16 protein-coding genes are annotated in these 16,069 nt (G+C 36.5%); 5 read left to right on the top strand and 11 right to left on the bottom strand.

The genetic code is table 11. The annotated features are described in order from the left end of the window. Window positions 1–4: 4 nt before the first annotated feature. The 7 genes from MKY88_RS04035 to MKY88_RS04005 form a co-directional block, all read right to left on the bottom strand. On the bottom strand, window positions 5–775 hold the full coding sequence (locus MKY88_RS04035) for an ABC transporter ATP-binding protein (protein WP_328205634.1): 771 nt from the start codon (window positions 773–775) through the stop codon (window positions 5–7). A 5-nt stretch (window positions 776–780) separates the two neighbouring features. Continuing rightward, the gene (locus MKY88_RS04030) at window positions 781–1,746 is read right to left on the bottom strand and encodes a FecCD family ABC transporter permease (protein WP_328205636.1); all 966 of its coding nucleotides are present in this window, start codon (window positions 1,744–1,746) and stop codon (window positions 781–783) included. Between the two features lie 95 nt (window positions 1,747–1,841). Next, window positions 1,842–2,747 (bottom strand): heme ABC transporter substrate-binding protein IsdE, encoded by a 906-nt coding sequence (gene isdE, locus MKY88_RS04025; RefSeq protein ID WP_328205637.1) that lies wholly within the window; start codon window positions 2,745–2,747, stop codon window positions 1,842–1,844. Between the two features lie 15 nt (window positions 2,748–2,762). Next, window positions 2,763–4,040, bottom strand: a complete 1,278-nt coding sequence (locus MKY88_RS04020) for an NEAT domain-containing protein (protein ID WP_340813033.1) — start codon at window positions 4,038–4,040, stop codon at window positions 2,763–2,765. A gap of 83 nt (window positions 4,041–4,123) precedes the next feature. Then, window positions 4,124–5,548 carry an NEAT domain-containing protein gene (locus MKY88_RS04015; RefSeq protein ID WP_328205640.1) on the bottom strand — a complete coding sequence of 475 codons (1,425 nt, stop codon included), beginning with the start codon at window positions 5,546–5,548 and terminating at the stop codon, window positions 4,124–4,126. A 1-nt stretch (window position 5,549) separates the two neighbouring features. Next, window positions 5,550–6,167, bottom strand: coding sequence for a heme uptake protein IsdC (gene isdC / locus MKY88_RS04010; RefSeq protein WP_232540451.1), 618 nt, complete (start codon window positions 6,165–6,167; stop codon window positions 5,550–5,552). A 229-nt stretch (window positions 6,168–6,396) separates the two neighbouring features. Further along, window positions 6,397–6,969 (bottom strand): manganese efflux pump, encoded by a 573-nt coding sequence (locus tag MKY88_RS04005; protein WP_069480162.1) that lies wholly within the window; start codon window positions 6,967–6,969, stop codon window positions 6,397–6,399. A gap of 239 nt (window positions 6,970–7,208) precedes the next feature. Between MKY88_RS04005 and MKY88_RS04000 the strand changes: the two genes are divergently transcribed. The 5 genes from MKY88_RS04000 to MKY88_RS03980 all read left to right on the top strand — a co-directional run bounded on the left by MKY88_RS04000 (window position 7,209) and on the right by MKY88_RS03980 (window position 11,994). Then, entirely contained in the window at window positions 7,209–8,081 is an 873-nt protein-coding gene (locus MKY88_RS04000; protein WP_328205643.1) for a glycine betaine ABC transporter substrate-binding protein, read from the top strand. Between the two features lie 87 nt (window positions 8,082–8,168). Continuing rightward, on the top strand, window positions 8,169–8,732 hold the full coding sequence (locus tag MKY88_RS03995) for a helix-turn-helix domain-containing protein (protein WP_328205645.1): 564 nt from the start codon (window positions 8,169–8,171) through the stop codon (window positions 8,730–8,732). Beyond that, on the top strand, window positions 8,618–9,559 hold the full coding sequence (locus MKY88_RS03990; RefSeq protein ID WP_328205647.1) for an IS3 family transposase: 942 nt from the start codon (window positions 8,618–8,620) through the stop codon (window positions 9,557–9,559). The genes MKY88_RS03995 and MKY88_RS03990 overlap by 115 nt, the downstream gene beginning before the upstream one ends. 349 nt (window positions 9,560–9,908) lie before the next feature. After that, entirely contained in the window at window positions 9,909–10,814 is a 906-nt protein-coding gene (locus tag MKY88_RS03985) for a PucR family transcriptional regulator (protein ID WP_328205522.1), read from the top strand. 82 nt (window positions 10,815–10,896) lie between these two features. Further along, window positions 10,897–11,994: an ABC transporter ATP-binding protein gene (locus MKY88_RS03980; protein WP_025116839.1), complete on the top strand. Its 1,098-nt coding sequence runs from the start codon at window positions 10,897–10,899 to the stop codon at window positions 11,992–11,994. A 264-nt stretch (window positions 11,995–12,258) separates the two neighbouring features. Here MKY88_RS03980 and MKY88_RS03975 read toward each other — a convergent pair whose 3' ends face one another. The 4 genes from MKY88_RS03975 to MKY88_RS03960 all read right to left on the bottom strand — a co-directional run bounded on the left by MKY88_RS03975 (window position 12,259) and on the right by MKY88_RS03960 (window position 16,038). Further along, the gene (locus MKY88_RS03975) at window positions 12,259–13,134 is read right to left on the bottom strand and encodes an ROK family protein (protein ID WP_328205526.1); all 876 of its coding nucleotides are present in this window, start codon (window positions 13,132–13,134) and stop codon (window positions 12,259–12,261) included. 99 nt (window positions 13,135–13,233) lie between these two features. Continuing rightward, complete coding sequence (locus MKY88_RS03970; protein WP_328205528.1) at window positions 13,234–14,250, bottom strand: SIS domain-containing protein; 1,017 nt, start codon at window positions 14,248–14,250, stop codon at window positions 13,234–13,236. 10 nt (window positions 14,251–14,260) lie between these two features. Then, the gene (gene pfkB, locus MKY88_RS03965; RefSeq protein WP_340813032.1) at window positions 14,261–15,199 is read right to left on the bottom strand and encodes a 1-phosphofructokinase; all 939 of its coding nucleotides are present in this window, start codon (window positions 15,197–15,199) and stop codon (window positions 14,261–14,263) included. Beyond that, on the bottom strand, window positions 15,196–16,038 hold the full coding sequence (locus tag MKY88_RS03960) for a class II fructose-bisphosphate aldolase (protein WP_069480156.1): 843 nt from the start codon (window positions 16,036–16,038) through the stop codon (window positions 15,196–15,198). The genes pfkB and MKY88_RS03960 overlap by 4 nt, the downstream gene beginning before the upstream one ends. Window positions 16,039–16,069 lie beyond the last annotated feature (31 nt).

Below are 16,069 nucleotides of genomic sequence, written 5' to 3'. Positions count from 1 at the left end.
CCAATCATATCCCTATTGGCATCATATAATAGCCAAGTTGTTTATCTTCATTAAATACCGCGTCCACCCCATAAACCTCTTTAATAACATCTCGCGTGATCACATCACGTGGAGCACCTTCTGCGAATAGTTGACCATCCTTCATTAAAATAATATGGTCACTATAGCGAATAGCTTGATTAATATCATGAAGCACCATAATAATCGTTAAGCCGTGCTGCTCGTTTAATGTTTTGACAAGCTCTAATAATTCTAGTTGATAATAAATATCCAAATAGGTTGTCGGCTCGTCCAAGCATAGTATTTCAGATTGTTGTGCCAAAGCCATAGCAATCCAGACACGTTGGCGCTCCCCACCTGATAACGCCTCTAAATTTGTTGTACTCTTTTGTTGTAAATTTGTACAAGCCAGTGCCCATTCAATGGCTTTTGCATCTCCTTCATTGTCTTTTTTCAGCAATGTTTGATGGGGAAGACGACCAAAGCCGACTAATTTTTCAATTGTTAAATCTTTCGGTATATCGTTTTGCTGATACACTATCGCTAGTTTTTTAGCGAATTCCTTAGGCTTATAGTTTAGTAGGTCTTTATTTTCTAACAGGACATTCCCTGATTTAGGTAAATGAAGACGAGAGATAACACTTAATAAAGTCGATTTTCCACAGCCATTCGGGCCAATAATTGTTGTAATTTTGCCCTTTGTAATGGATGTTGAAACGCCATTTAGATGGTTACGTGTATGATCATGCGATACAATGATGTTTTGTATATCCATGTTTGTCACTCTTTTCGTAATAAGAATATGAGGAAGGGTCCACCGATAATTGCCATAATTGTGGACGCTGGAATTTCAAGTGGTGCAACAATTGTACGTCCAATTGTATCTGCTACTAAAATTAATAATGCTCCTGCCAGTGCTGTAAACGGAATAAGCACAGCATGATCATGACCAACCAATCTGCGAGCAATATGAGGTACTAATAGTCCCACAAATGAAATAACACCTGCAACAACAACTGAAACAGCTGCTAGTAAAACAGCCACGGCTGCAATTAATAACCGTGCTCGCGCAACTTGAAATCCTAAACTTTTAACAGTTTTGTCTTGTAATACGAGTAAATTACACCAACTATATAAAGCAAGAGCACCTATTAATCCAATTGAACCATATGTCACAATTGTGGAAACATCTTTCCATGTTCGCATTGTTAAATTAGAACCAATCACACTAGATGCGGACATATTTAAGGAGCCACCTAAGCTAATCATAGCCTCGGTTAAGCCCGTAAACATAGCGTTAATCGCTATCCCTACTAAAATCAATTTGAGAGGGCTTAAGCCAGATTTCCAAGATAGTGCAAAGACAAGCGTACAGGCTAAGGCTCCGCCCATAAATGCTAAAACGGGTGTCATAAAAAAAAATGTGGGGAAAAAGGCAACAATAAACAATTGAACAAATGCTGCACCCGAAGATATTCCGATGATCCCTGCATCTGCCAATGGATTACGCATCACCGATTGTAAAAGCACCCCAGAAACTGAAAGTGCGGCACCTGCAAATAATGCGACGATGATACGTGGGAAGCGTAAATCACGGATCGCATCCATTTGACTGTTCCCCTCCTCAAATAATGCCCCTATAAACTCAAAAAAGCCCATTTTAATGCTACCTGTTGTGGCTGAATAAATAACAGTCACAAGTAATAGAAAAATTACAAGTAAAAAACTGACGATTCTTTTTGTCATATCGGACTTCCTTTTTCTTTTTTTGTTCCATATAGGATAAGAAAAACGCTCTATGACGAGTAAAAATACTGATCATACGAGCGACATTCAAGTTACTATTTACGATAGAAAATTTCCATCAGCTGTCCTAAAGCCTGAGGTACCTGCAAAGAGGATGTCGTCCCGAATAATTCTTCCTCTAAATCATAGACTTTATCGTTTTTCACTGCATCGAAATGTTTCCAAATATCATTTGTTTTAAATTCTTCATCAAACATTTTCACAACCTCATCAGGCATGCCATGTGATAAGCGCAAAATAATATCCGGATTACTATTATGGAGATATTCCGTATTAGAAGATAGATATTCTGCATCTTGTCCTTCCATTACATTGATACCTCCTGCTCGTTTCACAAGATCCCCGGCATAGGAATTTTCTGTTGCCACTAAATAACTCCCAGGTATACCTAGTAAAATTAATACGCGAGGACCTTCTTTATTTGCAGCTACACTTTGGACTGCCTCGATATTTTTCTGTAGATCTTTTACTAATACATCGGCTTGGACTTCACGATCATAGCGTTCTCCTAGAGATGCAATTTCCTTTAGCATGGCATCAACGCTTTGAAAATTAAGAAAATCAACAGGAATATTAAGTTGTTTAAATTTATCCTGTAAATCGTATTCTAAAGTTGAAACAGATAATACTTCTGTTGGATTTAATGACTTAACAATTTCCATATCTGGCTCCATCGCATTGCCGATTGTTGGCAGACCGTCAAAACGTTTTGCTAATTGCTTTTCTGTTTCTGGTACAGCAATTGCATCAAGTTCCAGCTTATCAAGGATATCTGCTATTACTACCGTCCCCGCAATGATACGTTGTTCACTATCTTCTGTTACCTGTTCTTTATCAGCAACTGTCTCTTTTTTTTCTGTTTGATCACTGCTACTACATGCAGCGAGAATTAGTGATAGTAATGTCAACAACAGTAACTTCAGTTTCCAATCTTTTTTCATTGTGTCATCCCCCACTTATTTCTGCTCAGTCGTCTCATTTTTGTTTTTTCTAATACGCTTAATAAGTAACCAGCCTGATACGAGACATACAACGATCAGCCCAATAATTTTTACGATGTTTAACGGTTCAATGGGCTGTTCTGCAGTCGTTTTTTTCACTACTTTTTTGTCCGTAGTTTCCTCTATCGTTTTGCTATCTTCTGATTCTTCTAAAGTTTTATCAGTAGGTTCATCAAGAGTACGATCAAATGTTAATTTTTCTTCCTTTGGTATAAGCAATGGTGATTGAATAGCTGGTAATGTCTGTGTGGCTTTGCTAGATACATTCTCTTTACTTATTTGTACTGGTGGCTTTTGTACCTGCTCCTTAACCGTATCTACCGGCTTGTCATGTACGACTTGCTTAGTAGATTCTTCGTTCAAGGATTTTTGTAAAAGTGATGCGATCTGTTTTTGATTGAATGCTAGCTGAACATAGTATTGATGATGATAAGAAATGTCAGGAATATCGATCTTCACCCAGATTTTTAACGGCTGTGTTAAATCCTCAACCTCAAATTCCACAATGCGTACATTATCTAGAAGTGAAACTTGCTTTGGCTCAATCTGATTCCCTTTATAAACTACCTGTAGACCTGTCACCCAAGCTGATTGTAAAATGGTCATTTGCGTATAATATCTACCATCTCTTTCTATAACCTTTGCTGTTGGATTCACATAGTTATTCATAATAGAAGGTTCATTTTTACCATCCGCTAATAATACATAATCCACTGCCCATTCTAGTCCCTTTGTTTCTTCAACAACTAAGTTTTCAGCATCATCCGTCTTGTTTTCTTCCTGAGGAACTGTCGGTGTAAGTCCCGCCATTTCTATTTGTATCTCTTGAGTGAACGAAATATATGGTTCTTCAGGTGCAAGCTCTACATGACCCTTTATAACAATCGGATCTTGTAATCCCAAAACATCAAACTGAACTAAATTTTCTAATGTATCTTGAGTCAAAAAAATCTCAGTGCCATGCTGCTCGATATGTATGTCGTGTACAGAATATGGCTGTTCAAGTACCAAAGTTAATTGATACTGTCCATCCTTAACCTTAAGAGTTGCTTTATGTTTAAAAAGATTTTCTTCAAAGCCATCAATTGGAGAAAAACTTAGTTCAACTTGATAATTACCATCTATTATGACAAGGTCCTCAGCTTTTGCTTGTAGAAAAATGGATGGAGAGAAAACGAGCAATAGAACTGCCAAAACAGCCGAAATACAAATATGCTTTTTTATGATTGTCATTGCATAGTTTCCTCCCATTTTAAACACATAGGAACTTCCTCCCCCATAAAATATGAGAAAGGAAGTTGCTGTAAAAATTTTTATTATTTATTCATATACTGCAATGAGCCATTTAAAATTTTCGCCATATGTGAACGTTTTAATGGACTATTTGCATCAATAACTGTTTTGCCATCAGCAGTTGGAGAACCAGTCATTACTTTGCCTGCATACAGAAGTGCAAAGGCTTTTTTTGCTTCTTCATCTTTCACTTTTGCTCCATCAGCATAGTAAGAAAGACTTGTGTCACCATAGCTCATTTCTTTTCCTGCTACATGTGTTACTGTACGATAAATCATTACAGCTGCTTGTTGGCGAGTAAGTGTATCATTTGGATTGAAGTTTGCAGTTTTTTTAACAATCCCTGCTTCAGCTAATGCATTAATAGCTTGAACAGCTTCCGCACTAAGCTTACCTGTATCTTTAAATCCAGCATCTTTTGTAGAAGATACGTTCAATGAACGTGCCACCATTAAAGCAAATTGAGAACGTGTAATGTTGTCATTTGGTCTGAAATTGTCTTGTGCCTTCACAATTCCTAAGCCGTAAAGTGATAGGATGGCATCTTTATTCGCATCTTTACTAATATCCTTAAATGGATTAATAACCGGTTTCACTGCACCTTCGACAGCAAAGCTAAATTGTACTGTATGATTCGAATCATACTTCACACCTTGTGCTGGTTCATTTACAACGATGTGTAATTGAGCATTTACCAGTTTCTTTAAATCTGCAACTTCAAATGAATATGTGCGTGAATTTGTTGCATCATCTTGTTTCACTAAAGTTGCTTCTTTCCCCTCTACAGTGAAACCTTTTACATATTGACCTTGAGGGAATGTCATTGTCACAACATTTTTACCGTCTTTCGCAGTAACTCCTACCTTTGGCGCGATGTATTGTTTCATCATTGATTCTTCTGTTGTACCATCTTTGTAAACAGTAACAGCAACTTCATCCACTTTCACTTCTTCTTTTACTTCTTTCACTGCTTTTAAATCAAAGTCATACCATTTATCCATATTTGCGGAAGGAACGACTACATGGATTTTTGCTGATTTAACTTCATCAACAACAATAGGGAAACTGTATGTAATAGTACCATCGCTATTTTTTACTTCTGTAGCATCTACAAATGTATCGCCTTGTTTTGTTTGTAGACCTGCAATCATTGGTGCAGATTTAGCTGTAATTGTTAATTGAGCTTCAAATTTACCGTCTTTTTCAACGATTGTTCCTTGTGGTACTAAATGAGAACTAATTGCAGGCTGTGCTTCTGTCGTACCTGTTTTAAAAATTTGGAAATTAATAGCTGAATCTGTTTTAGCAGCTTTCGTTGTTTCTGCTTTCACTTCTGTATTTGTTGTGACTAATTCTGCCGCAGATGCAAAGGAAGGAACTGTAAGAGATGCTGCTAACAATGAAGCTAGTACTATTTTAGTTGCGCGTGATTGACGTTTTTTTGCCATTTTATTGACCCTCCGTTTTTGTTTGTAGTTTTTTTCTATAAAGTAAAAATGCTGACCCCACTAATGCAACGATTAAAAGATAAGGTGTTGTATCACCTGTTTGTGGATTGGGCACTTGACTTTCAGTTGTAGTTGCTGAAGAAGTTGGTTGTGATTTACTGGATTCTGTCTGTTGAGTAGAAGCAGTTGCTGAGCTTGCAATTGATGTAGCATCAAATACAAGTGATACACTGTATTCATGATGATAATTGATGTCATCAATATCAATTTTCATCGCTGTTACTACAGGTTTTGTTAGGTCTTTAACGGTGAATTGTACAGTTCGTGTATCCGCTGCTTGATCTTCACTTACTACAGTTGCTCCACCTGGTGGTTGAAACTTAGTAATCCATGCACTGTTTTTTAATGTAATTTGTACTACTGCAGTGCCATTTTTCACCGTAACCTTCGCAGGTTTTACAAAATAATCATTAGCAATTGATGCGGAATTACTCTCAGGTTTATTGACCTGATATTTTATCGAATGAGTGCCATCAGCCAGTTGAGCAGATGCTTGAGTTAACCCGAAGTTAACGACAAAAATACTAACAAGCATGATCAACATGAGCATTTTCTTCATGTGTTGCACGCCTCCCTTAGTCATAATAAAACATCCTAATTGATAGATTCACTTCCACGAAAGCACTTTCATGTAAACGAAAATAATTCTCAATTACGATTCTACTCCCAAGAATAATCGTTACTGCCAGTCACTGTCAACCGTTAATCCAAATTCGTCCTCAATATGTCAAATTTTCCTCCTAATAAAAAGAATATCACCAAAATTTGGTGATATTCTCGCTCTTATTTTATTTAGCAAAAATCTCTAAAATACCGATCAACAATAATAGCCATCCTGAAATGGCTGTTGAATGCCTGCCAATAAACGTTTTGGAGAGCAATGCGCCACATTGACTGCCTACCCCCACCGTAACAAATGAAAAGACACCAATTGAAATTACTGTCCATATTGCAGAAATGCCATTTGCTCCAATGGCAATACCTCCTGCTAAGCAATTGGCTGACAATATAAATCCGAGTGCCATTGCCTCTCGAGTTGAGATGACTAAATTTTTATCTTCATCAAATAGTTCAGGGTTACCCGCTATTCGTTGATTAGAAAAGTTATTGGACATCAAGGTCCATATGCCAATAACACATAATAGTAAACTTCCTAATAAATTGGCAGTATGCGGTGAAATATATTCAACAACAGTGCTGCCAGCTGTTACTGCTACATATGTGACAATCATTGACATACCGGCGATCACTGCATTCGATAAAATAGGAATTTTAACTTGCTTGACACCATAGGCTAGGCCAATCCCCAAATTATCTAGATTCGCAGCAATTCCTATTAGAATAATAGTAATCCAGTGCACACTAAGCCTCCTCAAAACCCAGTCTCCATTTTCACCTATCATATGTAATCGTGTTAAAAATCTATGGGCATTTTAGAACCCTGTTCAGAACCTTTTCCGTAATGAATCCTCCATTTTATTGCATGAGTTACATGAATCGTCAATTTGACAAAAGTAACAACTTCTATATAAAATTAAGTTGTTACTTGTTAATATTTATTATTCACTAGGATGTAAGTAATTATTGAAAGGGGAATTTGATGAGATATTTAAAAGTATGGAAGATAGGATTTGCTTTATCATGCCTACTAGTATTAGCTGCATGTGGTTCTGCTGATGCGGGTACAAAAGATAAAAAAGAAATTAACTTGGCGTATGTTGAATGGGATACAGAGGTTGCTTCTACCCATGTAATAGGACAAGTATTAGAGAATTTAGGATATGATGTGACGCTCACACCATTAGACAATGGCATTATGTGGGAGGCACTTGCGAACGGTGAGGTTGACGGTATGGTATCTGCCTGGTTACCCCAAACACACGCTCCACAAGTAGAGAAATACAAAGATAAAATTGAGCATTTAGGTGAAAACCTTACTGGTGCTAAAATTGGCTTAGTCGTTCCAAGTTATATGGACGTTAATTCCATTGAAGACTTAACAAATCAAGCCAATAAAACAATTACAGGTATTGAACCAGGAGCTAATATGATGGCCACAACAGAAAATGCCTATAAGGAATATCACAATCTAAAAGGCTGGAATGTACTAACCTCTTCTGCTGGTGCCATGACCGCAGCCCTTAGTCAAGCCATTTCGAATCATGAAGAAATCATCATTACAGGTTGGTCACCCCACTGGATCTTTAATGCCTACGATTTAAAATATTTAGAAGATCCAAAAGGTTTATATGGTACGGAAGAATATATTGGTACATTTGCTCGTAAAGGATTAAAGGAAGATGCTTCCGAGGCATATGATGTCCTAAATCGTTTCCATTGGACTGCCGAAGATATTGAAAGTGTGATGTTTGATATTATGGAAGGTATGAGTGCCACAGACGCTGCAAAAAAATGGATTAACAATAATCAAGATAAAGTAGCCGAATGGACAAAAGATGTAAAGACACCATAAATGAAAAAGATCCATTTACTGATTATTAGTAAAGTCCTGCACCCCTAAAGTTAGAGTCAAAAATCTAAACTTTAGGGGTGTTTTTATATGGCGAAATACAGCGAAGAATTCAAAATACATGTGGTTAATGAATATATGAAAGGCCCTTTAGGTTATAAATTATTAGCGAAAAAATATGACATACCAAATCATTCGCAAATAAAGCGGTGGGTACATGCCTTCAAAGAATTTGGAGAAGTTGGATTACATAGAAAAGTAACAAAACAGGCTTACTCTGTTCAATTCAAGCTCGATGTATTACACTTTATGAAACAAACAGGTGCTTCTTATCAAGATACAGCGATTGAATTTAACATGAATAATCCAGGGTTAATAGCGAACTGGAACAGTAAATTTTTGAAGGAAGGTATAGAAGGCTTGCAAGAAAAAGCGAAGGGACGGCCACCTATGTCTAATAATCCTAAAAATAAACCTGTCAAACAACCAAACACATTGTCTCGTGAAGAACAGCTAGAACGTGAAAATGAGCTTCTCCGATTAGAGATTGCATACTTAAAAAAGTTAAACGCTTTCGAGGCGAATCCGGATGCCTTCCTCGAAAAGCACAAGCAGCGTTGGCATTCGAACTCAAAGAAGAAGGGTTCCGATTGAAAGATGTATTGAAAATCGTTGAGATCCCAGAAGCAACGTATCATTACCATATTCAACAGTTAAAAAATGAAGATCCCAATCAAGAATGGAAAACGTTGATTTTAGCGCTATTTGAGAAGCATGAAGGTAGATATGGTTATCGCCGAATCCATGCAGAATTAAAAGCGCAAGGATACGTCATCAATCACAAAAAAGTACAGCGAATCATGAAGGAATTGGACTTAAAGTGTGTGAAATTCGTTCGTAAATCTCGTTATAAATCGTACAAGGGCAAGGTGGGCAAAGTCGCAAATAATCGATTAAACCGCCGTTTCAATACGCCAAACACTTTACAAAAACTGGTGACAGACGTAACAGAATTCAAGTGTACAGAAGATGAAAAACTTTATTTAAGTCCAATTATGGATCTCTATAATGGCGAAATTATTGGGTTTAGTATGTCTAAACGCCCAACATTGGATTTCGTATTAGAATCGCTATACCAAGTTCTTCCAATCATTCAGAACCAAGCTACATATCGTACAACGATTCATTCGGATCAAGGCTGGCATTATCAACATAATTCATGGGTGAAAACATTACGGCAAAATAAAATTTTCCAAAGCATGTCTCGCAAAGCGACGTGTGCAGACAATGCGGCGATGGAAAACTTCTTTGGCATACTCAAACAAGAGATGTATTACGGTGAGATATTATTCTCATATGAAGAATTGAAGAAGAAAATCAAACGATATATCGACTACTATAACAATGAACGTATTAAACAAAAACTGGCTGGCATGAGTCCAGTAAAATACCGAACTCAAGCCAGCCAATTAGCTGCATAATAAAAACTCTAACTTTAAGGGGTCACTACCTAAATGGATCTTTTTCATTAACTACTTCTAACTGGAATCCCCTTTTAGAAATGATCATCTTGAGACTAGTTTCTAATTTTGGACCCTATGCTTTAATGAATAAAAACTTTCTTTTTACTCTTATTGGCCTCCACAATATATTATCTTCATATCTATGAATTTATTTATACATCTTAACTTTTTTAACCCCAACATTTATTATTACTAATAATGATAGAAAAACTTAAGCACGTTTGATCATACATCTTTTATGAAATTATTTCCCGAATGCCCTTTCAGTTAAATTTTTTACTTTATATCGAAAGAAAAGGAGTCTTTCATGAACTTAAATCTTAAAGCATTGTTTCCTTCCTATCGTTATTATCGTTCAAAGCCAACTCAACTATCTTATGACTCTCATATTTTTTATCATCACGAAACTAAGGAATGGTTTTCTATTTCCAAGCATGAGGTTTCACAACGTGACTACGAATGGTTAACGGTTTTTTATACTGAAGTTACTTCTTCATTATTTCAGGCATCAGATCTATGGTATGAATTTATTTATTCAAATGGTGACATGCCATCCGAAATAACGTTTAACAAAGCACGGGTTATTCAAATAACTTTTATAAACGAAAACCCTCCTTTAGAAGCTTTAAAAGAAGCGCTTTATAATTTTTTTCAGGAAGATACGATATTCCTTCAAGTTGCTAAAAATCACTTTTTACTTATCGAACCTGAAAAACGTTCAATAACTGAGAAGGAAGATTTTATTGCCCTTATCCGTACGATAGAAGCAGATTTTTATGTTCGCATCCATTTATATTTGGGAGAATTTTATGCAATTAATCAAGATTTTTCAGTTAAATTCCAAAGAGAAGCACAATGGTTTAAAGAATGCTTACATTTAAGATTTGCTGAACCTTATTATTCATTTCAAACGATATTCCCTATTTTACTAACAGAACAATTGCCCACCTCTATTCTTAAATTTATCGAGGAGCAGATTATTATTCCTTTAAAGTCTGACAAGGAATTACTGGAAACGGTTAAAACCTTTTGTGAATGTGGTTTCAATATTTCATTGACATCAAAAAAATTACATATGCATCGTAATACGCTTACCTATCGATTATCCAAGTTCCAAGAAATCACCAATATTACTATCAAAAATTTAGATGGTGTTATTCTTATTTACTTTGCTAGTTATCTTTGGTCATTTTTACAAAATGCACAAAAATAATTAACTGAAAATTATGCACATTAGACATTGGTTTTCTTCATTACTTTATTTACACTGAATAAAAGGACAAAGGGGACTAAACATGGAGAAAATTGTACTTAATCATATTTATAAAATATACGATGGCGGTGTAACGGCTGTATCTGATTTTAATTTAACTGTTCAGGATCGAGAGTTTATTGTACTTGTAGGTCCTTCAGGTTGTGGAAAGTCAACAACATTACGTATGATAGCTGGGTTAGAGGAAATTTCGGAAGGCGATTTTTTAATTGACAATAGGAAAATGAATGATGTGCCATCTAAGGAACGTGATATTGCGATGGTTTTTCAAAATTATGCACTCTATCCGCATATGACGGTATATGACAACATGGCATTTGGCTTAAAGCTCCGAAAGTTTTCAAAACAACAAATTAAGGAACGTGTCCACAACGCAGCAGCCATACTTGATTTAGAAAAGTATTTAGATCGTAAGCCTAAAGCTTTATCGGGTGGTCAGAGACAACGAGTTGCCCTTGGTCGAGCAATCGTCCGAGATGCGAATATTTTCTTAATGGATGAACCCTTGTCTAATTTAGATGCAAAGCTACGCGTGCAAATGCGTGCAGAAATTACTAAGCTCCATCGACGATTAAAAACCACAACAATCTACGTAACACATGATCAAACTGAAGCCATGACAATGGCAACACGTCTTGTCGTCATGAAAGACGGGATTGTTCAACAAGTAGGTACTCCTGAAGAAGTATACGGTTTACCTGAAAATAAATTCGTTGGTGGTTTTATAGGCTCACCATCGATGAACTTTTTTAAAGGAATTTTCCATGAAGAAGGGATTCAAATAGGATCTCTTACATTAACCATTCCAACAGAGAAATCTAAATTATTATTAGAGCAAGGTTATTTACAAAAAGAGCTGATCCTTGGCATTCGCCCTGAACATATTTATGAAAATTCTTCTGTCAAATCAGAGCCGTTCTTTTCAGCCATTGAAGCAAATATCGATGTATCCGAATTAACAGGTGCTGAGCTGATGTTACATGCACAGTTAAATGGACAGCCCTATATTGCACGTGTAAACTCTGATACTAGAATAACTCAGGGTCAGGTAGCAAACCTACTATTTGATATGTCACGTGCTCATTTCTTTGACATAGAATCAGAGCAACGCATTCGTTAGAGTAAAAGCTTTGTTGATAGGGATTCAGATAAAAAGTCTGTTTCCCTTTTGACAGTAAACACTGGTTAACTAGCTGCTTTGCTCCCATTTTCATGTAGAACTTCCTAACAGTTAGTTATCCTCCACTATCTTACGTCAATTAAAATGGTGACGAAAAAACCCAATTTCTTAATATAAGGTATATAAAGAAGTTGGGTCGGTCTTTTTGTATGAAATTTTTATCGATATAATTTTCCATTTTAATCATCACGCCACTGCTTTTTATTACTTCAATGCTGCACCATACAGTCCCGTCTCACCTTTCCGAATACTACTCTCTATCATTTTCTGTTTCCCTTCAAAAGGAGTATTTAACAGACGCTGCTGAATTACTTCTTTAATCTGCTCGATGATTTTCGGGTGATGATTAAAAAAGCCTCCGCCTAATACTATGCAGTGTGGATCAAGCAGTAAAATCATTTGATGTAACTGTTTTTCCATGCAATAAATGATTTGCTTCAATACTTTCTCCATGATAGGGTCACCCTGATAATAGAGCTCCATCATATCTTTTAATCGGATATCCAAATTCCCCAATAATGTTCTTCCTAGCTTTTCTATCGCTGGCCCTGAGACACTTTCTTCTAAAGTTTCACCAGTATGACCGACAATATTAAAACCTATTTCACCAGCTAATCCTGTTCCTCGTAAAAACTCGCCATTGACAATGGTACAGCAAGATATCCCTGTACTTAATGTTACATACACCATCGTTTCCTTCCGAAATCCTCTAGCATTATACTCTCCCCAAGTAGCCATATGCACATCGTTATCCATCATAATCTGCGCATGGGGAAAAAAATCATTTAAACGTTCACAAATTGGAAAGTTACTCCACGGTATATTATTTTGATAGACAGCTAGACCTTTTTGAACATCAACAATACCAGGTACACCAATACATACCTTAGAAACTTCATTAAAAGAGAGCTTCTTTTCCATACAGAGCAGTTCAAAGCTATCAATTAAACAATGGAATAAAGCTTCTCTTGTTGCAATATCACTTGGTACCTCTCTTTTAATTAAAATCTGCTGATGTTGGTTGAACAAAGCCGTCGCTAATTTTGTTCCACCAACATCTGCTACTAAAATATGACTCATCTTTACATCACCAGTTCTCCCCACAGGATTTACCTAAATTCAAAATTATCAGAAAGTAAAAAATAGAATTATGTCTATTACTTATTGAATAGGTTTTTGTTATGAAAGTTTGACGACTTGTGTTAAATTACGTGGTTTATCGGGGTTACGCCCTTTAAATATTGCATGGTGATAAGCTAAAAGTTGGAAGTAAGGGACTGCTTCAACAAGTCGATTTAAATCTTCTACTTCTGCTGATAGCTTAAAAATTAAATCCGCTTCTAATTCTTCTGAAGCCATGCCGATAATAACAACGAAGCCTCCAAGCTTTTGAATATCCTTTACTAATGCCAGATCATATTCCTTCGTTTCATTTTGTGTAAATAAAATAACAACGGTTTCCTTATCAACAATAGAAATTGGTCCATGTCGGAATTCTAAATTTGAGTAACTTTCACATTCCGTTTGGGTCATTTCTTTTAGCTTTAATGTAGCTTCTTTAGCCAACCCATTATAAGCACCGGACCCTAAAAAGATAAAGCGCTTTTTTGAAGCATCTTCTGTCACCTGTGTTAATTGTTGTCCATTGCCTAATGCTGAATGAACAAGAGCGGGAATTTTCTCTAACTGTTCCAGCATATCCGCACGTCCACTAATTTTCGCAGCATATAATTGCAAGGCGTATAGCATATTAGAAAATGATTGTGTCATGACCACACTTTTTTCTGATATATCATTTAAAGCAATCAATTCATCTGTTAATCTAGCCATAGGCGTGTCACCGTTACAAGTTACTGCCATAGTACGTATATTTTTCGCATCTTTCAAATGCTCTAAGGACATAATGATTTCCGAAGTTGTCCCCGAACGTGAAATTCCAATAATAAGATACTGTTTATTCGTTAAAATAAAAGTATCTGTGTGTAAAAATAACTCAGATGCGGGTACAGCAATGGCAAACTCTCCAGTAACAGATTGATAATATCGTGCTGCTGCAATCGCTAAATAATAGGATGTTCCACATCCTGTGAAAAGCACTACATCTACAGCATCATCATTGAAAGTCATTAATTTCACAATGTCTTTTGTTCTTTCTAACTTTTGTCCTTGTGCCATAATCTCATTGTAAGTGTACATAAACAAACCCCTACTTCTCATTTATTTTAGTAATTTGTATCTCCTCTAAGAGTTTTTCGACTGTATCTCTTTGGACTTTTGCAATCTCTTTATGTGCTGCATTCGCTGATCCACATGCAACAGCCCATTTATATGCCTCTGTATGGTCTGCACCATGTGAGAGCTTATAAATAAGTCCTCCTAAAAAGGCGTCACCACTTCCTACTGTATTGACCACATTTATCCGTGGTGCATTCACTTTGTAAACCCCTGAAGGATGAACAAATAGAGCGCCTTGCTCGCCCAATGAAAAGCATACATGCTCAATGCCTAATTTTTGAAATTTGATACCAGCCTGAACTAAGTCTTCATGAGTTAAAGCAGGCCTACCGATTAATTGAGTAATTTCATCCTCATTTGGCTTAATAATGAAAGGTATTGCTGTAATACCTTTTTTCAAAGCATCGCCACTTGTATCAAGTGCGACTCTAATACCTTTTTCCTTTAATAAATGGATAATCGTTGCATATGCCGTTTTTTGTATGCCTTGAGGAAGGCTTCCTGACAATACAAAATAGCTAGCATGTTCTGCTTTAGTTTCAATCCACTTTAACATGTTTATCCATTCTTGCTCATGTATGGTTGGCCCTGCCTCTAACAGCTCGCTCATTTCCTTCGTTTGCTGATTAATAATCGTTAAACAAACGCGGTTTTCTTCCTTTATTTGTATGAACTCTGTTTGGAGATTTTCTTCCTGTAAAAGCTGCACTATTTTACTGCCATTTAATCCACCAACGAAACCGCCAATATTCACTTCACCACCAAGTGATGCAATAACACGAGCTACGTTAACCCCTTTTCCACCACCTTGTTGTGACTTCTGTAATATACGATTCGTCTGACCAATTATTAAAGAGTCCAGCTCATATACTTGGTCAATGGCTGCGTTTAAGGTTAATGTAGTAATCATTTTTGTAACATCACAATCTTTTGCTCTACTAATTTAATTAAAGATTCACGTGCAGGAAGGAAATACTTTCTTGGATCATTTTCTGTTGGATGATCATTAAAATAAGCTCTTAATTCCTCAGCAAATAAGTCTTTAAGCTCAGTAGAAAAATTCACTTTTGCAATTCCGTATTTCAAAGATTCACGTACATCCTCTTCTGGCACCCCAGAGGCTCCATGCATGACTAATGGAATATTAGTGGAACTATGGATTTCTTGTAAAAGCTCAAATAGCAATTTTGGCTTTTGCTGATATTTACCGTGTGCAGTACCGAAAGCAGGGGCAAACGATTGAATTCCTGTAACCTTCACAAAATGCTCAGCTTGCTTTGGGTCAGTAAAGAATGCATTCTCTTCCTTTACGCTTACACTATCCTCGACACCACCAATTGTCCCGAGCTCTGCTTCAACAGGCACATTTACCGCACTTGCAGCTTCTACTACTTTTTTTACTAATAAAATATTTTCCTCATAAGGTAAGGAAGATCCATCAATCATCACAGAGGTGTAGCCTGCTCGTAAACATTCCATTACAGTATGATAAGATTCGCCATGATCCAAATGTAATGCCACCGGTACTTTTGCCTGTTCCGCTGCTGTTTTTGCCAGTGCAATTAGATAAGGCATCTCTACATATTTATAAGTGCTTGAAGTTGTTTGCAAAATTACAGGTGCACCCACTTTTTCTGCCCCAGCAATTACAGCTTTAATCACTTCTAAATTATGTGCCCCAAAAGCACCGATTGCATAATTATTTTTATAAGCGTCTTCTAACATATCTTTAGTTGTCACTAATGGCATAATAGAATTCCTCCCTCAATGGGTTGTTGGT

The sequence above is a fragment of the Lysinibacillus sp. FSL R7-0073 genome, from assembly GCF_038009065.1.
Classification (GTDB): Bacteria; Bacillota; Bacilli; order Bacillales_A; family Planococcaceae; genus Lysinibacillus; species Lysinibacillus fusiformis.
The sequence above is the reverse complement of the archived record's forward strand: the minus strand, read 5'-3'. Positions and strand labels throughout refer to the sequence as shown.